Origin of the sequence: Sphingobacterium sp. BN32 (assembly GCF_030503615.1) — a bacterium.
Lineage (GTDB): Bacteria > Bacteroidota > Bacteroidia > Sphingobacteriales > Sphingobacteriaceae > Sphingobacterium.
This window is the reverse complement of record NZ_CP129963.1, coordinates 837,633-855,726: the sequence shown is the minus strand read 5'-3', so window position 1 is coordinate 855,726 and position 18,094 is coordinate 837,633. Positions and strand designations below refer to the sequence as shown.

The window sequence follows — 18,094 nt, the reverse complement described above, 5'->3', positions numbered from 1 at the left end:
TTAAGAATGTATTTGTTTTTGAAAATAAGGACTCGCGGTATCATCAGGGTCCAGCGAGGGATCCGCAATTGACGATTTAGCCAACAAGGCACTAAAGAAGTGCGGCAATAAAAGCAGAATGCTGAAAGTCGATGCAATCAATCCACCGATTACCGCTCTTCCTAAAGGCGCAATCTGTTCCGCACCATCACCAATTCCAATGGCCATCGGCAACATACCGGCAAGCATGGCTGCCGCAGTCATCAGTACAGGGCGCAAGCGCGAGGAAGCCGCCATGCGCGCCGCATTTGCGGGACTCAAGCCTACTTGCTTCCTAAAATACTCCGCCTGATTGATCAGCAACACTGCATTCGAAACAGAAACCCCTAAAGACATAATGATCCCCATATAAGATTGCAGGTTTAGCGTGCTTCCGGTTAAGAACAACAGCAACAAAGCACCGGCAATTACGGCAGGAAGAACCGACAAAATAATCAGGGGTACTTTGAATGATTGATAATAAGCCGAAAGCATCAGGAAGATTGCAATTATTGCTAAGCCCAATCCTGCCAATAAGCTATCCAGCGTATCGTCCAATAACTGCAAGGTTCCTTCCGTCCAGACCGAGGTTCCACGAGGAGCATCCCCCGCATTTGCAATAGCCTGCTTCACTGCCCGCGATGCTGTCCCCAGGTCCTTATCATAAATGTTCGCAATAAGCGTCACATAGCGATTTGGTCCCTTCCGATTGACCTGTGCGGGCGCTGTTACTCGTTTCACCGTTGCAACGTCCTCCAGCACAGGACGCAAACTCCCTTTTTTCAAGGGCATAGCGCGCAAAGCCTCCTCCGACGACATCAACGCCTCCGGAATCTGCACCTGCACCTGAAACACCAGACCCGAGCGAGGATCCACCCACAAATTCTTATCGGTAAAGCGAGTAGACGAAGTCGCTGTTACTAAGCTCTTCGTAATATCCTGCATCGTCAATCCATACTGCCCCGCTAAATCCCGGTTGACTTCGATCTCTAACGTCGGATAGTTGATAGGCTCCGCAATGCGGATATCCCGTAAATAAGGCACTTCCTTCAACTCCTTTTCAATCTTAGCTGCATGTGTATAGGCTGCCTTCACCTGATTAGCCCCTACTTTCACCTCAATTGGCGTCATTGCCCCCTGCCCCATAATCTTTTCCGTCAATTCCATCGGCTCATAATTGAACTGCGCATCAGGAAACTTAGCCGCTAAAGCAATTCGAATACCCTCCTTAAGTGCTTCAACTGATCCCTTATAAATTCCCTGATTGACGGAAACCTGCAGAACAGCCTCATGCGAGGCATTGGTAAAAAGGAAGATCGGGTTGATTGGGTTGCCTGGAGGCTGCAGACCAACATAAGCTGAAGTCAGATTCACAGCGTTATCTGGCAACTGCGCTTTTATTTCCTCAGTCACCCCCTGTACCAGCGCCTGCGTTTTTTCCAATCGGCTACCTTGGGGCGCCTGAATCCGCAGCTGGAAATCCCCGGAGTTCGAAACCGGCATTACATCCATCCCTACCTGCGTAAGCAACAAGGCTGATAGACCGCCAGCAAGCACCAGGTAAACTAAGAACAAGGGCAATACCCGACCCGACCAGCGACGCATGCGCGAAGAATAGTGTAGATTGAAGCGCTCGAACAACTTGCGCTTCCGCTTCCCTTGTTGCTTATCATGCTTTTTCGATTTCATCATCCAATTCGCCAGAATAGGCACAAAGGTCTGTGAAGCAATAAAAGAGGCAATCATTGCAAAGGCAACGGCCATAGAAAGCGGCATAAACATATCCTTCGGAATACCGGTCATAATAAATGCGGGCGTTAATACCGCCAGGATACATAATAATATCAAAAGCTTTGGAATAGAGATCTCCAAAAGCGCATCGACGATTGCGCGCGGCTTTGCTTTTCCTTGCTCCATATGCTGATGTATATTCTCGATGGTAACCGTCGCTTCATCCACGAGAATACCGATCGACAAGGCTAGCCCACTTAAGGTCATGATATTTATGGTCTGTCCAAACAGATACAAGACCATGACTGCCGTTAATATCGCAATCGGGATAGTCAATACGACGATCAAAGCGCCACGCGAATCCCCCAGGAATAGAAGAATCATCAAGCCTGTAAATATGGCGCCCAATATGCCCTCGTGGATCAGCTTCGTCAGCGCCCGCTCGATGTATTTCGACTGGTCAAACTCATATCGTACCTCCACATCTTCAGGCAGCTGTTCTTTTATTTTCCCCAAAGAAGACTTTAAGTTATCCACGGCGGTCAGCGTAGACGCATCGGCCTTCTTGATAATCGGCAGGTAGACCGAGCGCTTCCCATTCACCAAAGCATAACCCACCGTCTGGTCGGCGCCATCTTCTACGCGAGCGACGTCCCGAACATAAATCGTCCGGTTCTCTCCCGTTTTAATCGGCGTATTTAAGAACTCCTCGGCACCCTTGGCAATCGAATTAATGGGTGCCATCAGATTCTCATCGCCAATGCGAATATTGCCCGCCGGAGAGGGCAAGCTATTTTTGCTGATAGCAAGCGTAATCTCTTCCGGACTCAGGCCATTCGCCTGCATCGCTTCCGGATCGATGTTGACCACGATGGAACGAATATTCCCACCAAAGGGTGCTGGTGCTGTAATACCCGGGATCTCGACGAACATAGGCCGCACTTTGGTGATTACCAAAGTCTGAATCTCATTCACCGATCGCTGCTCACTTTCAAACACCAGTTGACCAACCGGCAGAGAACTCCCGTCAAAACGAACCACCATCGGTGGTACAGCGCCCGCCGGAAGGAATCCCATCGCCCGGGATACCGAGGTCGACACCTCCCCCGCCGCCTGCGCCATATTCGTCCCTGGATAGAAGGTTAGCTTCATCAGCGATAAACCTTGTATACTCTTAAAATCTATATTCTTAACCCCGGAAACAAATAGGAGTACTTTTTGAAACTCATTGGACATAAAGCCGTCCATATAGGCGGGCGATAAGCCCCCATAGGGCATAGCGATATAAATCGCCGGAAGCTCCACCTCCGGAAAAATATCTACATTGATCTTCTTGATCGTCGTATAGGAAAAAAAGGCAATAGCCATTACCGCAACCATGATAGCGATAGGCTTTCTTAAGGCAAATCTAATTAAACTCATAGCTGTGGATTAAAGGTTATTAAAGACGAAATCAAAATTGCTGTTCAAGGAGGCTTCCTCGGCCAGGAGAATCCAATAGGATTTTGCTGCATCGATATGCTTCTGCTCGGCTTCCTCCAATAGCTTCGAAATTTGAAGCAGTTCGCTTAAAGCAATCAAACCGCTCTTATAGCGTGCAAGGTACATCTGATAAGCATCTTGTGCATGCTGTACAGCAAGTTTGCTGTTCTTTAAGCGTGCAAACTGCATCGTGATTTCCTGATGCACCGCCGATAGGTTGGCCTCCATACCTTGCCTATATTGCTCATGCAAGGCTTTAGCCGCTTCCCCTTCTTGTCTGCTCGCTTCGGCCTTGTATTTGTTGGTTTGCAAGCTGCTTAGATTCCAAACTAAACCTACGCCCGCCAGCACATTGTTTGTGCTGTTCTTGAAACCATCCGACCAAGCACCCGATACCATACCATCTTGCCCTATTCCGGAACTTCGATAGGCATAGCCCCCTAACAGGCGGACCGTAGGCAGCGAAGATCGCTTATGCACTTCAGCTTCCAATTGATGATAGGTCGATGCCTGAGCTAAGTTTTCCAAAAAAGGATGATCAGTAAGTGCTTGCGAAACACCGCCGTTCTTTGCTGCTGTCAAACCTAAAAAGCGATCCAAGGAGGCCTGATAATCCAGCGACTGCCCCTGAAACAAAGCTAAGAACTTGATTAGCGAAGCCTCCTTCGCGCCAGTCCATCGCTGTTGTTCGCCCAACGCTTGCACGTAGGACGAGGATGCCAGCAAACTGTCGGCTGCCGGCCTTAATCCTGCGGACGATAAACCTGCCGTAATCCTACGGATATCATCTAGCCGCTGTGCGTTTTTTGCAGACCAGCGCCATTTAGACTCGTCGTACAGCAATGCGATATAACGCTCGATACTCAGCTTCTTTAAATCCAACAGATAAGCAGCCTTATCCGTCTCCGTACGCAGAACAGCCGTCCTCGCTGCTTCTTTTTCTTTGCCTTGTTTTCCAAATGTGATCAGATCCCACTCAACTGTTGCTGATCCGAAGTTATTGGCTGCTAGCTCACTTCCACGAAGGCCCGCATTGCCACTGACGTTAAAGAAGCCGGGTTGCGGAAAAAAACCTCCCGAGCTACCCTCAAACGTGCCGTAGCTATGCTGCGCCTGCATCTTCACCTGTGGAAGCATACTGCTTCGCAACGCACGTTCCTTTTGCAAAGCAACCGCAATAGCGGCATCCTTTGCCGCAAAACCCGGAAAACTTGATTCTATTTGCGGCCAAATTGTACCCAGGGTGTTCGAATTTCCCAAGGTATCCTGAGCAGCGATTGCCGTACTGCTCCATGCGACTAAGTAGTAGAACCCGCTCAGTACCATCTTTTTTCTCATATAAACCTGATTAAACGGCATTGCAAAGCAATGCACGGTTATTTTCGATTAAAAAATAAATACGAATGCTCGGTTAGCAGAAGTGCTAACCCTAAAAAAGATGAAAGGGTACTAAATAAGCAGTTTGCGGTACTTCAGGAAAATGGGTATAGGTCCTGAATTTGGAAAATCGCCATTGGAGTAATGGCTCTTTGTGGTCCTATCGGATATAGCAAGCAAGAAAAGAAAAGCAACGGCAAACAACATCATCGGTATCATTTGCTTCGCATCCGGCGACAGCTTGCTCACTTGTTGTGTCAAGCTGCTTTCAAATACGCTGCACTGCTCGACAAGCACGCGTGACGTATAGCTATTCTTCTTTGCAGCACCCTGCTCGGTATTCACGGGAAAACCCGCAAGGCTCTTAATGCTACTTTTGATAGGACATGAGGTCAATAATACGAACAGCATCACCGCCATCAGCATGATGAGCTGCGGAAATGACCTCGTTAGATATATTGCTTTTTTATCCATATCGCTACGAAGTTAGGGCATTTATTCATAGATGTCAAATCTTCTTCGGATTCCCATAGCTTTATTACACAAGAAAAATCTTATATTCAACAGTAAATTATCAGCTATGAGGGAGCAATTAAGTAAAGAGAGCGAGCAAAGTAAGAATGTCAACCTATCGGTTGGACTCATCTTCCTCAATTGCACGCTTGCTATCATATGTTTTGGCGGAGCCTATCATCACGACCCTGATAACATACTCAGCTTTTTCGCCTTCTTCATTAGCATCACTATTCTTACCGGAATCTTCGCATTCGCTTATCACGATAAGAAATACCGATGGGTGAAATGGCTGTTCGGCATTCTGCTGCTCATTACGCTATTATTGTCCGCACTATTTTGGTATGCGTCCGAATTGGGAAAAGGATTTAATCACTAAGCCATGAAAATCAATACGGTCAATAAGATTTATATCCTTCTAGCCGTGCTACTTGCTTGTTACGCAGGCTATAAAACCATCGTCTTCAAACCTTGGGATCGCTTTTATTATTTTGCTAGCGCCATGCTGCCCGAGTCATACCCTGTCCATTTGAGTGAATTACACTTCGACACCGAGAACCCGGATGATTTCATTAGCATCAATACCGAAAACACCGGATTCTATCGGGCAAAGTGGGGCGAGGAGTATTATTTCCCAGAAACCTACTCCTCCGAGCTTCTGCCTAAGCGTCTTGTCATACAATATGTGGATTACCGCTCTAAAAACTACTATAGAGACAGCATCGCTCTTCCAACTGCCGAAATTCGAAAGTACTTCAAGGAAGCAGCAAAAACCGGAGATATGCAAAACATTTATCATTATAGTAGTAATGCCAAGGGACTCACCTTCCTAGTTGGTATCGCCAATGCCGGTAATATCATTGTATGGCTACGCACGGCGACCAAGGATCACATCATTAGCAAAACCAAACTCCAACCGAAGACCCCGCGTCCGGAGGATCTATATTTTGACGGTTTGAAAGATTTTGAAACCTACTACAAGGAAGTTTTTCGAGATCTGCCGGACAGCCTGAAGATGCGGATAGACGCAGGCTGGGATCGGAATGCTAAATATATTGACAGTCTAGCCATCCCTAAAAGCATACCCTAGAATTTAACATTTCAGCTAATACTTTTTAGCGCTCCTTTTCGTATATTTAGGTTACACACTACACTATTTAATATGATTACGGAGAAATTTGACTTCTTACTCCAGCCACAATTGCGGGCGGAGTTTGAGAGGGAGGGTATTCGGCTCGAATTCAAAGCGGGCGACATACTCGTCGAACCTCACAAGTACATCAAAATCGTCCCTCTGGTCCTACGAGGAAACATTCGCGTCATCCGACAGAATGAAGACGGTCAGGAATTATTTATTTATTACATCAAGGAAGGTCAGTCCTGTGCTATTTCGCTATCGACAATGATGATGGATAAAATATCCAATATTAAGGCAATTGCCGAAGAGGATATCGAGCTTATCGGAATCCCCTCCGCGGTTGCCCGACGATGGTATGAAACCTATCCCGCTTGGCGATGGTTTGTATTGAGCACCCTCGACTTCCGCTACGACGAAATACTGAGCACTTTGGACAACGTCGCTTTCAAAAAGATCGACGAACGCCTGATCAGCTACCTAGCAACAAAGTCGGAAAGTCTACAAAGCAATATCCTCAACATCACCCACCAGGAAATTGCCAAAGAGCTATCCACCTCCCGCGAGGTGATCTCCCGACTATTGAAGCAACTCGAACAGCGCGACATGCTCAAACTTTTTCGTAATAAAGTAGAAATAATTTCCCTTGTGTGATAAAAGTCACTGACAAACCGCGCCTTCATTAGCCATCTTTGTCTATACAATCACACTAACACACACAGCTATGAGACAAAATATAGGAAACATAGATCGAGGAATACGTGTTTTTGTTGCAATCGTAATTGCCGTACTATTCTTCACCGAACGAATCACCGGAACCATATCAATCGTTCTGATGGTATTTGCTGGAATACTCATATTAACCAGCATGATGGGCTTCTGCCCACTTTACAGCTTATTAGGCATAAAGACATATAAAAAGAAAAACGATAATCCGCTGCAAGGAAGAACAAATGAGTGACGATTAGATATTAGATTTTAGACATAAGATTTTAGAGTCTAAATACTAATTCTATTCCTTTAACTTAAACTGTTCCTTAATCATCAGGGCTTCCACTTTGCCTGCGGCAATGCTGGAAAGGTCTAAAGTTTTTGCCTTAACACGCTTGAGGTCTTTGTATTGTGCTTCTTTTCCCTCCCCGACAAATTCTATCCCTAAATCCTTATATACGGCCTGCAGAAAGGGATCTTTCGGGCTTCCGATCTGGTAGTCAGTTGTTCCGGGGAGTACTTCAACATCCGGGGGAATGCCATCGAAGTAGTCGCCCCAGCCATTCGCATTTCGGAGCTGCAATGTCGCGAGGTACAGGTTGTAGCGGTCAATACGAATAGCGAACGAACCTACGGGCTTACCGTAGGTTCGTTCGCCGATCAAGCGGATCGGTAAATAAGGTTTGAAGCAACTGATCAATAGCTCACTTGCGGAGGCTGTCATCGAATTGCTGATAAAGTACAGGCGTTTGATGCTATGGAGGTCGCCTTTTTTGTGGAATTTCTTCGTATTTGCGGCGACGGAGAAATCAATATCTGCCATCGTAGCCAGACGCCCTTTATAGGTCATGGTTCTGCCATCCTTGTCCAGGTAGGCTTGCTGCTTCAGCATGCTTGCGCGGCCGTTCTGCATCAAGGTATTGAAATGCTCCGTATATTTTACCTTTCCTTCCAGCTCCTTCGGCGCAATAAGGTCTGCCACATAGCCGGCCGTTTCGATATATCCGCCTCCGTTGAAGCGCAGATCGATAATCAGCGTACTGATGTTCTGGCTTGCCATTGCTGCGAAAGCGCGATCTAGATCGCCCTGAACTGCCGCCAATCGTGGAAAGGAATGGAGCCGCAGGTAGCCGATATCAGTGTCGCTTTCCAAATGCACTGAAGCACTTGTGTTGATTATAGATGCCAGCCTTTTAGCACTAGCGGAACCCTGCGCACGAACCTCCAGGAAGGAATACTTCGCACGTCCTTCCATGCGGGTCCACTCATAGGGCTTTCCCCCAGGATGCATAGAAAACTGACTTAAGCGATACAATGACTTGCTCAAGGCAGTCTCCTCAGGACTGATGCCAGCGAACTTCCCTCGGGGATCGAAATCCGTATAAGAAGGCAAAGCCTCATTCCAATAATAACAGTGCTTCGCGTAGAGGTAAATCGAGTCCAGGCTCATCTCCTTTCGGCTGCCGTGCTTCGGTGTAACAATCTCCTCCCCTCCCGGCGATGGAGGATTGTCTTTTTTACAAGCTATCCATAGCAGCATGCATAAGCATAATAGCCGAATTCTACCGACTGATCTGATGATGGCACTCATTCTATACTGTCTAAAGCATAAGGCAATTCGGGCGGCGTTACATTAGGTCGCTCGCTGCTCAAGGCATTCAGGAAAGCGAGAATCGCATCCTGCTCCTTACGACTTAGTTTTAAACTCTTGATATGTGGTGATAATTCCCCATGAATCTGCTGTCCCGGAGATTGAGGCATCTTTTGGCTCAACAGCGAAATAATCTCCGTCAATGTTGCTATGGAGCCATTGTGCATATAAGGCGGCGTATGTACCACATTGCGCAGACCCGGCGTACGGATTTTTCCCAAATCGTCCTTATTCTTCGTAGCGATATAACGTCCATCGTCCAATTTCCCGAAAACATCTACCGCATAACCCAGGTTATGGTAATTTAAATCCGTAAAGAAGGGACCATTATGGCAGTTGATGCACTGTCCCTTGGTACGGAACAGGTGCAAGCCTTCGATCTGCTCATCGTTGAGGCTTTGGTAATCTCCTGCCACGAAGCGATCAAAAGCGGTGATACCGCTGCTAATGGTTTTAGAGTAGGCAGCGATGGCATCCAGTAAACCCTCACGTGTCAATTCGCGCGTACCATAGGCCTCCTCATACATACGCACATAGCCAGGAACCGCCTGCAATTTTGCAGGCAAGGTATAGGTATTGCCCCCCATCTCGATGGGCGATTCAATCGCTTCCGCAATCTGCTCCCGGAAAGTCTTTGCCCGGCCATCATGGAAGAGATGCCCCTCTAATGTCCATACATTCTGCATGGTCGGCGTGTTGCGATGATGCGCGGCAATACCACTTGCTGTGCGTTTCGCATCCGTCCAGTAACTTTCAGGTTTATGGCGATTTTAAAAAGGAACGAACATGTTAAAGACTTTTAAACGATACCATATCGCAGCATGCATGCTAGTAGCACTGTTAAATAGTTCCTGCGATAAAGAATTGAGTAAATTGCCGGCTAACGATCGGGTTGGCGAAACGGCCATTACGGATTTAGCCTCAGCAAAAATGGCCTTGAACGGTGTGTATTATCGCTTTGCGAATGTTGACAATGATAATATTGCCAACTGGGTGTATAACAATACCACAGGAGGTCTACTATCGGGCACCTTAAGCCATGGACTAGGTCCGCTTCCTGAGGAGGAAAATGATAATGTGAACTCCAACTCCCCAATCTATCAATGGGAATATGCCTACAAAATAGTCCTTGCGGCAAATGGGTTGTTACGAGGCGTGGAGGCTTTGCCGGAAGCTAAGCTTCCTGGCACCGCGAAAACAGAACTATCTGCTGAAGCGCGCTTTCTGCGCGCATACGGACACTTCAAATTGTTAATGTACTTTGCGGAATGGAAAGACCTTAATTCGATCAATGGGGTATTGATACGCGATGAGTTCAGCAGCTTGAGCAATATGCCCAAGAAACGCAGCAGCGTAAAGGATTCTTACTCGCATATCTTAGCGGACCTGGACTATGCAATTGAGCATGCGAAATTGGAAACCCCTAATTATTATGCGAACCAATGGGCGGCTAAAGTACTGAAGATGCGCGTGCTTGCCTGTCGCGGACTCGACGCCGATTTGAATGCCCTGCTCCTTCTGGCCGATGACGTAATTCAACACAGTCCTTACACGTTAGAGGATAATGTCAGAGATATCTTTCAGTTGAAAGGCTTGCAAAGCAAGGAGGTAATATTGGGCGTTAAACCGCAGCCTGGGCAAGAGGTTTATTACAACAACTTAAGTCGTTTTTATTTCCCGATGGCTGATCGCTTATTTACGACGAACCTGAAGTTTAAGGAGATGCTGAATGATGATCCTAGGCAGGACTGGATGATCGGTGCGGATGCGCCATTTCAGATGTACAGTCCCGATACGTACTATTTCCATAAGTTTATTGCTGCCGGAACAGAACCTACGCAGACCTCGGAAACGCAGTATGCTATTCGATTATCGGAGGTCTATTTGTTAAAAGCAGAGGCTATCATTCGTTCGAAGAGCGATTATTCCGAAGCGAAATCGACTTTGAAGTTGCTAATGGAAAAAGCAGGTATCAGCGACTTCAACGCGCTAGATCAAATCACGAGCAAAGAGGCGCTTTGGAAATTCTACACAAGGGAAGTGCTGAAGAGCTTCGCTGGCGAGGATGCGGTCGAGTGGTTCACCTTAATCCGTATGCCTTTAGCGTTGATTTCGGAGATACGCCCTCATATCACTAAAAATGAACAATTGTACTTCCCGATTCCGCAGTCGGAGCTTGACTTGAACAAGAACTTCGGCGAACAGAATCAGGGCTATGGTCTTTAGGAGGTATTTGCTGGCCTTCTAAAGTATATTGCTCCGGCGTCAATCTGCGATGACGTCGGAGTTTTTTTTATTCTGGAGGGATGATGTAAAATGGAAGTAAGAGCCTAAATCGCAGATTGGGATTACCGAAATTTAAGTTTAATTTCCTATGAAGCACAATCTACAATCATAACATACAATTAATAGCAATCAATTACCTGATAACATTAAAATAACACATAAAGGTTAATTTTAGCAACGATAAGATATTATCCTAAATATTAACCTTATGACGCGATTAACACGGTTTTATCTAGATAATAGCATATTTTTCAACTGCTTTTTTCTATGGTACTTTTTGCTGAGTATCCTGATATTCTTCTTTCCGAAAGAGGAAGCTTTTTTACTATTCAACTCGGCACATCATCCATTCTTAGACTATTTTTTTACGGTCGTAACCCTTTTTGGGGATGGCCTATTTGTAGTATTGGTCGGCTTAGTTTATTTCTTTTTTCGCTCGCGTAAATTGGGTATTGCTGTAGTGGCGACTTATATAGGCTCCGGATTGATCTGTTCTCTATTGAAGCGTTCTTTCCAGACCTATCGCCCGGGCTTTAGTTTACAGGATCATCCGGATTTCCATAGCGTCCCTTGGTTATCCCTCGCGCAGCATAACGCCTTCCCTTCTGGTCACAGTACCTCTACCTTTGCCTTGGCGGCAGCATTGGCGCTCTTTGGAAAGGATATCAGATTAGCGTTGATTGCGCTTTTACTGGCCTGTCTAACGGGGTATTCTCGGGTTTATCTGGGACAGCATTATTGGGATGATGTCTGGTTCGGTACGATGCTCGGTATGGGGTTCAGCTGTTGCTATTATTTAGTAATCACTTATTTTCGTGAAAATAGCGTATCCATACGAACGTTCTCCCCCCCTAGCTTCCGCATCTAAACATGTGGTCGCTATTTTATAGCCTGCTCAAGTTTGGCGCGGTCGGTCTATTGGGTATGGGAATAGATTTCCTGGTAACCTGGCTGTGCAAGGAAAAATTACGGATCAACAAGTTCGTGGCAAATGGTTTAGGTTTCAGCCTTGCTGTGGTCAATAATTATGCATTGAATCGTATCTGGACTTTTTCCAGCCGGAACAGCCAAGTGGTACAGCAGTTTTTCACTTTTCTACTAATCAGCTGCGTCGGATTGGCCCTGAACACGGCGCTGGTCTATTTCTTTCACCAAAAGCTGAGAATGAATTTCTACCTCAGCAAAGTTTTCGCTATTGGCATTGTCTTTCTTTGGAATTTCACCGCCAATCTATTAATCACCTTTAACAATGGAACATAACTATAGAGTTAAGCTGCGTTGGCTTATCTTCGTTGCAACAGTCCTGCGCTGTATCTTCGCCTTGCTGATCGAACTCGGCACTGATGAGACCTATTACTATACCTATGCGCTGCAGCTCGACTGGAATCATTTTGAACATCCTCCTTTGCTAGGCCTGCTCGTCCGATTCTTCACCCTCAACCTGAATTGGGTGAATGATTTCTCCATGCGCTTGGGTCCGATCTTTTTAGCGTCCGTGAACACCTGGCTGATTGCGAAAATTGCTACGAGCCTGATTAATGCTAGAGCGGGGCTTATTGCCGCCATCATTTTTACGACTTCGATATTTGCTAGTATTATTTCGGGAATTCTTATCCTCCCCGACTCGATTGCCAATACCTTTTGGTTAGCGGCACTGTACTTCATGTTGCAGATCCTGAAGGATCCAACTAGCGCCAATACGAATTACTTTTTGCTTCTTGGCCTAAGTATAGGATTGGCCTGCTTGAGCAAGGTACATGCTGTTTTCTTATGGTTCGGCTTTCTTGCTTATATCGTCTTCCATCAGCGCGTTCTTTTGCGGCGTAAAGCGCTCTATTTGGGGTTAGCGATTAGTTTAATCTGTATACTTCCGATTTTATACTGGAATTATCAGCATGATTTTATTACCTGGAAATTCCATAGTGAGCGGGTCAGTATTCTGGAGTCTGGGCTGCGTTTGGATTTCTTCTTTCAGACGTTCTTCGGGCAGATTTTTTATAACAACCCGCTACTAGTTTATTTATATGCTGTTATGCTGCTTCAGTTGTATAAGCATCGGGGGCAGATAACGAGCTTGTCGCGGCATGTTGTTCTATTGCTGCTGTACTGTGGTTTGCCGATCATCTTGATGACGAGTGGATTATCGCTCTTCCGGCAGACACTTCCGCATTGGAGCGGCCCGGGCTTTTTTAGCCTGATGCTATTGACGGCGCTTTGGATGGAAAAAAGGTTGGAACTGAATAGTATTCCGCGATGCAGAAAGATCTTAAATACGCTATTATCTTTCACCTTGGGAATTATGATCCTAGCGGTGCTCTTAATCCGGTATTATCCGGGTAATCTGACCGGTAGATCGGAAGGCATAAAGCTAGGGCGCGAGGATGTGACCCTGGATATGTGGGGCTGGAAAGATTTTCAAGTGCAGTTTGCGTCGATTCGACAACAAGCGATCGAGCGGGGCGAGATGTCTGCTGACGCTCCTATTGTTGTGCATAATTGGTTTCCAGGTGGTCATCTCTTGTATTATGTTGCTAGGCCGCTGGGAATGGAATTGCTTGCCGAGGGCGAACTACAGGATATACATAAGTTTGCCTGGCTGAATGGGATGCAGAAGCCGGTAGCGGTTGGAGGAGATGCTTATTTTATCGCACCTTCTAATGTTTATGAAGCCCCGAAAGCCTTGTATGGAGAGCTTTTTCGGGAGGTTAGGTTGTGTAAAGTGCTGGAACAGAAGCGAGGGAATCAGGTCGTGAGGCAATGGTATGTTTATGAGTTGAAAGGGGCGAAAAAGGTTGTTGGGAGAGGTTGGTTTTGAGGGGGGGATGAGTTGGACGAGCGTGGGTTGGAGGGGAGTGTGGGCGGTTGTTCGGGGGTGTGGCAGGGCGTGTGGGTTGGACTGGTGAGCGGTTGTACGGGGGTGGCAGGATTGCTTTAGCCCCACAGGCCCAGACGCATGCCCTGAAGCTCCTTCGGATCGAACCACGGTTCGAATCTGCCACACCCGAACACAGAAAAAGCTCGACTTTCGTCGAGCTTTTTTGTGTCGGGGTGGCAGGATTCGAACTATATTTACAGATTAATACAAATTATTATACTTAATACTGATTATTAAGTAATTACAAAAATAATTTCATAACTTTACTTAACCTTACAAAGGTAATATATAGTATTATTAAGCTTTTTTGTCCGAAATATGTCCGAGAATTATGAAAGTAAATTTTTATTTAGACAAACCCTATAACCCAGAAATAAAGCCTGAGAAGATCAAGCTAGAACTTAACAAAGTGGAAGGAAAAAAGAAAAATCTCGCAACACGATTCTGGAACCCCTCCCCTACAGCACTGTATTTATTTTTTACACCAGACAAATCCTGCCGAATAAAATACAGAACGAACTACAGAATATTACCCAAAAATTGGGATTTCGAAAAAGAGAGACTTAAACCAAGCACCAATGGAGCATTGGAATTAAATATTGAACTTAATGACCTAGCAAACCTTTGCACTCGAGAAGCAATGAGTAAAAAGGATAAAAATGAATTTCTTTCCAAAGATGATTATCGGCAAATCATTCAGAACTGTATCGATAAAGATAATGCCGTAAACAACGAAATATCCATATCGCATCTGAAAACGCTATTTCTATCCTATAAATCAAATTTTGTAAAAGAAGGTACACTTAAAGAATATAGAACTGTATTTAAAGGCTTAGAAGACTTTGAGAAATACAAAAACACAAAACTTATTCTTAGAGAATTGGACAGTAAATTTTTAGACCAATTTGAGGTCTTCCTCAGCAAAAAGAAAAACACAAATAATGAGGATAAAGTTGGATTACTAAACGACACTATTCATAAATATATATCCACCTTAAAGGTCTTTCTAAAATGGTGTAACGACAATGACTATCTAGTACACCCTGATGTCTTCAAAACACAAAAAACAAACTTTAAAAAGAAAGCATACAATGAGATCATTGCGCTGTCCGAAAAGGAAATCGAAAAAATACTAAATCATGATCTTTCAGACAAACCTAGTCTTGAAAGGGTCAGAGACCTATTCTGTCTATTATGCTACACTGGGCAACGTTTTGAAGACCTGATAAATTTTGATCCAAAGGACATAAAGAACAATTCATGGGATTTTATTTCGGTAAAGGTAAAGAAAAGAGTAATCGTTCCCTTTGAGGGATATATAGCACCTGCAAAAGATATTTTAGAACGTATTGGATACTGTGTACCTAAAATATCGAATCAAAAATTTAATGAATACATAAAAACAGTAGGTAAATTGGTAGGTATGAACGAAATTATAAAGATTACGAGGTATTCTGGCAAACAAAAACTGGTGATAGAAAAAAAGAAGTATGATTTCCTGTCAAGTCATGTCGGCAGGCGATCAATGGTTACAAATCTATTAAGTAGAAACGTACCTATCACACTTGTACAGAAACTTACTGCCCACTCCGATATACGCACTTTAATGAAATACGAATCAGCAAGCACAGATTCGTTAATCGATGCACTTAATAAATTTTAATATTATGAATAGTAAATATTTCAGCAGGAGGAAATTCTTCGATTTTAATCCACACCCTCTGGATGTTGGAGTTCTTTTTTCCAACAATAATACACATGCAGATGTCCATTTCCTAATAAAGATTCAAGAACTTCCTGAAAGTGAGTTAGAAGATCTTTTTTTAAGACATTTCAATTACTATAAAAAGGAATTTAATGATACTGATGGTAAAGTATTTTTTAAAGAATTATGGGAAACAATAAACTATGAACTAAAAAAAGAACGCAACAAGTTGTTGGAAAAACTTTCACCCAAACAAAAAAAAAGAAATGATATTAGAGTACAGAAATTCCAATACTTTATCGAAAATGTATTACCCAAATACGATCGATGGAATCTTACAATAAACTTGTCAAAAAAGTATGATTTAGTCAGTGAAAAGATATTGCAGGAGGTAAGAAGTAAAACTCAAATAGAATTCCAGCGAACACAGGAGCTAATCGATGCAGCATTTACGAAACTTGTTAATTCATCCAATGCGAGTACGGAAAGCAATATAGAGAATATAAAAACTATTTTGAACAACTATCTAAATTCCAATAAAAAAGAAAAGGAAGAATTGAAAAAGAATTTTATCGAGAAACAAAATCTCGATCGTTTATTAATACAGTATAATTCTACACTAAAAGAATTAGATGAATTTAAAGAACAGATAAAAACGCTTAAAAAAGAGAAATCCAAACTCAGTACTTTAGATCAACACAAAATTGATATTGTTCATGGAACAAAAAAAAATCTAATTGCAGTATTTCAAACTCTTGTTAATACAGATATTATTATCAATGGAAAACCAAGATATTTTTTAGCCAATCGTGCTTCTCTTACATGGGCGAAAATTATTTCAAATCATTTTACTGAAAATGGAAAACCAATCCCGTTTGGTACCGTAGAAAATTATTACAATGATGGGAAAAGTACAAACATTGAGGAATCAGACCATAAATTTAAAATAACTCCTATAGAATAGTCCTTATAAACATCTAAGACCTATTTCAAAATGCCGTTCAGAATTCTGAACGGCATTTTTTATTGTATTTCTTATCCAACTTTGCTCATGTTAATTCACTCGAAGAAAGTGGCCACGACTTCGGATCATTAAACGTGTAAACATGAATAAAGTATGATTCAATTAGACCAAAATGCCCTTAGAGATTGTATCCGAGATGCAATTAAGGAAGAACTTCACATTTTTATTTCAGGCATCCGAAATACTGTAGATAATACAGAAAGTACATCATCTGAAAAACTACTAACCAAAAAAGAAATGGCGGACGAACTTGACATTTCTCTTGTTAGTTTGACAGATTGGATGAAACAAGGTAAAATTCCTTACATGCGTATGGGTAAACGCATTTATTTCAAAAAAAATGAAGTTGTTAATTCTATGGCAAACTTCAATCATAAAAAAGGAGGTAAATAATGATCCCATTCAATCAAGAAACGGTAAACGCACTCGGAAAAGCCATAGTAGAGATAACAGATAATTTCTTAGAACCACCTATCATGATAACCATCAACAAATCCGACTCTGTCATTGGTACACTGGGCAATTTCAGTGCGTCCACTGGGAAGGCAAAAAGCAGAAAAACATTCAATGTAATTTCATTGGTCGCAGCCGCATTGAGTGGAAAGCAGATATTACAATATAAAGTTAAAGTTCCTCCAACCCGTCCAGTTATACTGTATTGTGATACAGAGCAGAGTAAATTCCATTGCCACAGGCTACTTTCAAGAATATACAAGCTCATCGACTACCCTACCACAGAAGTCCACGATAATTTAAAGTTCATCTCCTTAAGGGAATACCCGACGAAGGAACGTATAAATATCATCGAATATGCACTTTTCAAATATGCAGATAGGATCGGACTGGTCATCATAGATGGAATTAGGGATTTGGTTTACGATATCAATAACGCTACCGAAGCGACTGAAATCACTAATAAACTTATGAAGTGGTCACAGGAACTCAATATCCATATTCACACCGTATTACACTTAAACAAGGGAGATGATAACACTAGAGGGCATTTAGGAACAGAATTGAATAACAAAGCCGAATCAATTCTCCAGATAACTAAAAGTGATCTAGATGCAAATTATAGTACAGTAGCACCAAAATTTATCAGGGATATAGAATTTGAACCTTTCACCTTTTTTATAGATGATGGAATACCCGTACTGGACGAGAATTTTGACACAACAAATCTCAAATCTAGAAAAGGATTCAGTTATCAGGAGCTTTCCGAAGAAAATCACCGCGAAGTACTGCAGGAAATGTTCAAGGATAGCGAGATAAACTGTACCTACGAAGAGTATATAACCAAATTAAGGGATGCTTATTTATCAAAAGGATTCAATTTCGGAATCAACAAAGCCAAACAATTAAAAACTTTTTTGGAAAACAAAAGGATGGTCGTCAAGAATGACAAGACCTACAGATTCAACCCTGAATTTTACTATTAAAAACAGGTTTAGTTTAGTCTGCCCCTATATAGTAATAGACTAAACTAAACCTATATAAAAATTATGATTATGACATGTGATGAATTAAAGCGTATACCGCTAATATCTATTTTACAGTACCTACAAATTCCATGCTCTAAATTAAAC

At 43.4% G+C, this 18,094-nt stretch carries 16 protein-coding genes and 1 pseudogene; 12 read left to right on the top strand and 5 right to left on the bottom strand.

The annotated features are described in order from the left end of the window. From QYC40_RS03640 to QYC40_RS03630, 3 genes are all read right to left on the bottom strand, one after another. Nucleotides 1-3,171: an efflux RND transporter permease subunit gene (locus tag QYC40_RS03640; protein ID WP_301992442.1), complete on the bottom strand. Its 3,171-nt coding sequence runs from the start codon at nucleotides 3,169-3,171 to the stop codon at nucleotides 1-3. Between the two features lie 9 nt (nucleotides 3,172-3,180). Continuing rightward, nucleotides 3,181-4,569, bottom strand: a complete 1,389-nt coding sequence (locus QYC40_RS03635) for a TolC family protein (RefSeq protein ID WP_301992440.1) — start codon at nucleotides 4,567-4,569, stop codon at nucleotides 3,181-3,183. A gap of 111 nt (nucleotides 4,570-4,680) precedes the next feature. Continuing rightward, nucleotides 4,681-5,082 (bottom strand): hypothetical protein, encoded by a 402-nt coding sequence (locus QYC40_RS03630; protein ID WP_301992439.1) that lies wholly within the window; start codon nucleotides 5,080-5,082, stop codon nucleotides 4,681-4,683. A gap of 106 nt (nucleotides 5,083-5,188) precedes the next feature. Between QYC40_RS03630 and QYC40_RS03625 the strand changes: the two genes are divergently transcribed. The 4 genes from QYC40_RS03625 to QYC40_RS03610 all read left to right on the top strand — a co-directional run bounded on the left by QYC40_RS03625 (nucleotide 5,189) and on the right by QYC40_RS03610 (nucleotide 7,217). Next, nucleotides 5,189-5,500, top strand: a complete 312-nt coding sequence (locus tag QYC40_RS03625) for a hypothetical protein (protein ID WP_301992438.1) — start codon at nucleotides 5,189-5,191, stop codon at nucleotides 5,498-5,500. Nucleotides 5,501-5,503: 3 nt separating this feature from the next. After that, nucleotides 5,504-6,211, top strand: coding sequence for a DUF2931 family protein (locus QYC40_RS03620; protein ID WP_301992437.1), 708 nt, complete (start codon nucleotides 5,504-5,506; stop codon nucleotides 6,209-6,211). A gap of 72 nt (nucleotides 6,212-6,283) precedes the next feature. Beyond that, nucleotides 6,284-6,910, top strand: a complete 627-nt coding sequence (locus QYC40_RS03615; protein ID WP_301992436.1) for a Crp/Fnr family transcriptional regulator — start codon at nucleotides 6,284-6,286, stop codon at nucleotides 6,908-6,910. 70 nt (nucleotides 6,911-6,980) lie between these two features. Then, nucleotides 6,981-7,217, top strand: coding sequence for a DUF2892 domain-containing protein (locus QYC40_RS03610; protein ID WP_301992435.1), 237 nt, complete (start codon nucleotides 6,981-6,983; stop codon nucleotides 7,215-7,217). Between the two features lie 51 nt (nucleotides 7,218-7,268). Here QYC40_RS03610 and QYC40_RS03605 read toward each other — a convergent pair whose 3' ends face one another. Both QYC40_RS03605 and QYC40_RS03600 read right to left on the bottom strand, forming a co-directional pair. Beyond that, complete coding sequence (locus tag QYC40_RS03605; protein ID WP_301992434.1) at nucleotides 7,269-8,558, bottom strand: S41 family peptidase; 1,290 nt, start codon at nucleotides 8,556-8,558, stop codon at nucleotides 7,269-7,271. Further along, nucleotides 8,555-9,370 (bottom strand): annotated as a pseudogene (locus QYC40_RS03600) (cytochrome-c peroxidase); the annotation flags it as partial. The pseudogene QYC40_RS03600 and the gene QYC40_RS03605, both read right to left, overlap by 4 nt. Nucleotides 9,371-9,404: 34 nt before the next feature. Between QYC40_RS03600 and QYC40_RS03595 the strand changes: the two are divergent. The 8 genes from QYC40_RS03595 to QYC40_RS03560 all read left to right on the top strand — a co-directional run bounded on the left by QYC40_RS03595 (nucleotide 9,405) and on the right by QYC40_RS03560 (nucleotide 17,947). Continuing rightward, nucleotides 9,405-10,844 (top strand): RagB/SusD family nutrient uptake outer membrane protein, encoded by a 1,440-nt coding sequence (locus QYC40_RS03595; protein WP_301992433.1) that lies wholly within the window; start codon nucleotides 9,405-9,407, stop codon nucleotides 10,842-10,844. Nucleotides 10,845-11,112: 268 nt separating this feature from the next. Next, nucleotides 11,113-11,772, top strand: a complete 660-nt coding sequence (locus tag QYC40_RS03590) for a phosphatase PAP2 family protein (RefSeq protein WP_301992432.1) — start codon at nucleotides 11,113-11,115, stop codon at nucleotides 11,770-11,772. Nucleotides 11,773-11,774: 2 nt separating this feature from the next. Continuing rightward, nucleotides 11,775-12,164: a GtrA family protein gene (locus tag QYC40_RS03585; protein ID WP_301992431.1), complete on the top strand. Its 390-nt coding sequence runs from the start codon at nucleotides 11,775-11,777 to the stop codon at nucleotides 12,162-12,164. Further along, complete coding sequence (locus QYC40_RS03580; protein ID WP_301992430.1) at nucleotides 12,154-13,719, top strand: glycosyltransferase family 39 protein; 1,566 nt, start codon at nucleotides 12,154-12,156, stop codon at nucleotides 13,717-13,719. The genes QYC40_RS03585 and QYC40_RS03580 overlap by 11 nt, the downstream gene beginning before the upstream one ends. Nucleotides 13,720-14,110: 391 nt before the next feature. Then, complete coding sequence (locus tag QYC40_RS03575; RefSeq protein ID WP_068840810.1) at nucleotides 14,111-15,442, top strand: site-specific integrase; 1,332 nt, start codon at nucleotides 14,111-14,113, stop codon at nucleotides 15,440-15,442. 4 nt (nucleotides 15,443-15,446) lie between these two features. Continuing rightward, nucleotides 15,447-16,448, top strand: a complete 1,002-nt coding sequence (locus QYC40_RS03570; RefSeq protein WP_068841432.1) for a hypothetical protein — start codon at nucleotides 15,447-15,449, stop codon at nucleotides 16,446-16,448. A gap of 153 nt (nucleotides 16,449-16,601) precedes the next feature. Next, nucleotides 16,602-16,901, top strand: a complete 300-nt coding sequence (locus QYC40_RS03565; protein WP_301992429.1) for a helix-turn-helix domain-containing protein — start codon at nucleotides 16,602-16,604, stop codon at nucleotides 16,899-16,901. Beyond that, the gene (locus QYC40_RS03560; RefSeq protein WP_068840808.1) at nucleotides 16,901-17,947 is read left to right on the top strand and encodes an AAA family ATPase; all 1,047 of its coding nucleotides are present in this window, start codon (nucleotides 16,901-16,903) and stop codon (nucleotides 17,945-17,947) included. Before QYC40_RS03565 ends, QYC40_RS03560 begins: the two co-directional genes overlap by 1 nt. The last annotated feature ends 147 nt before the right edge of the window (nucleotides 17,948-18,094 follow it).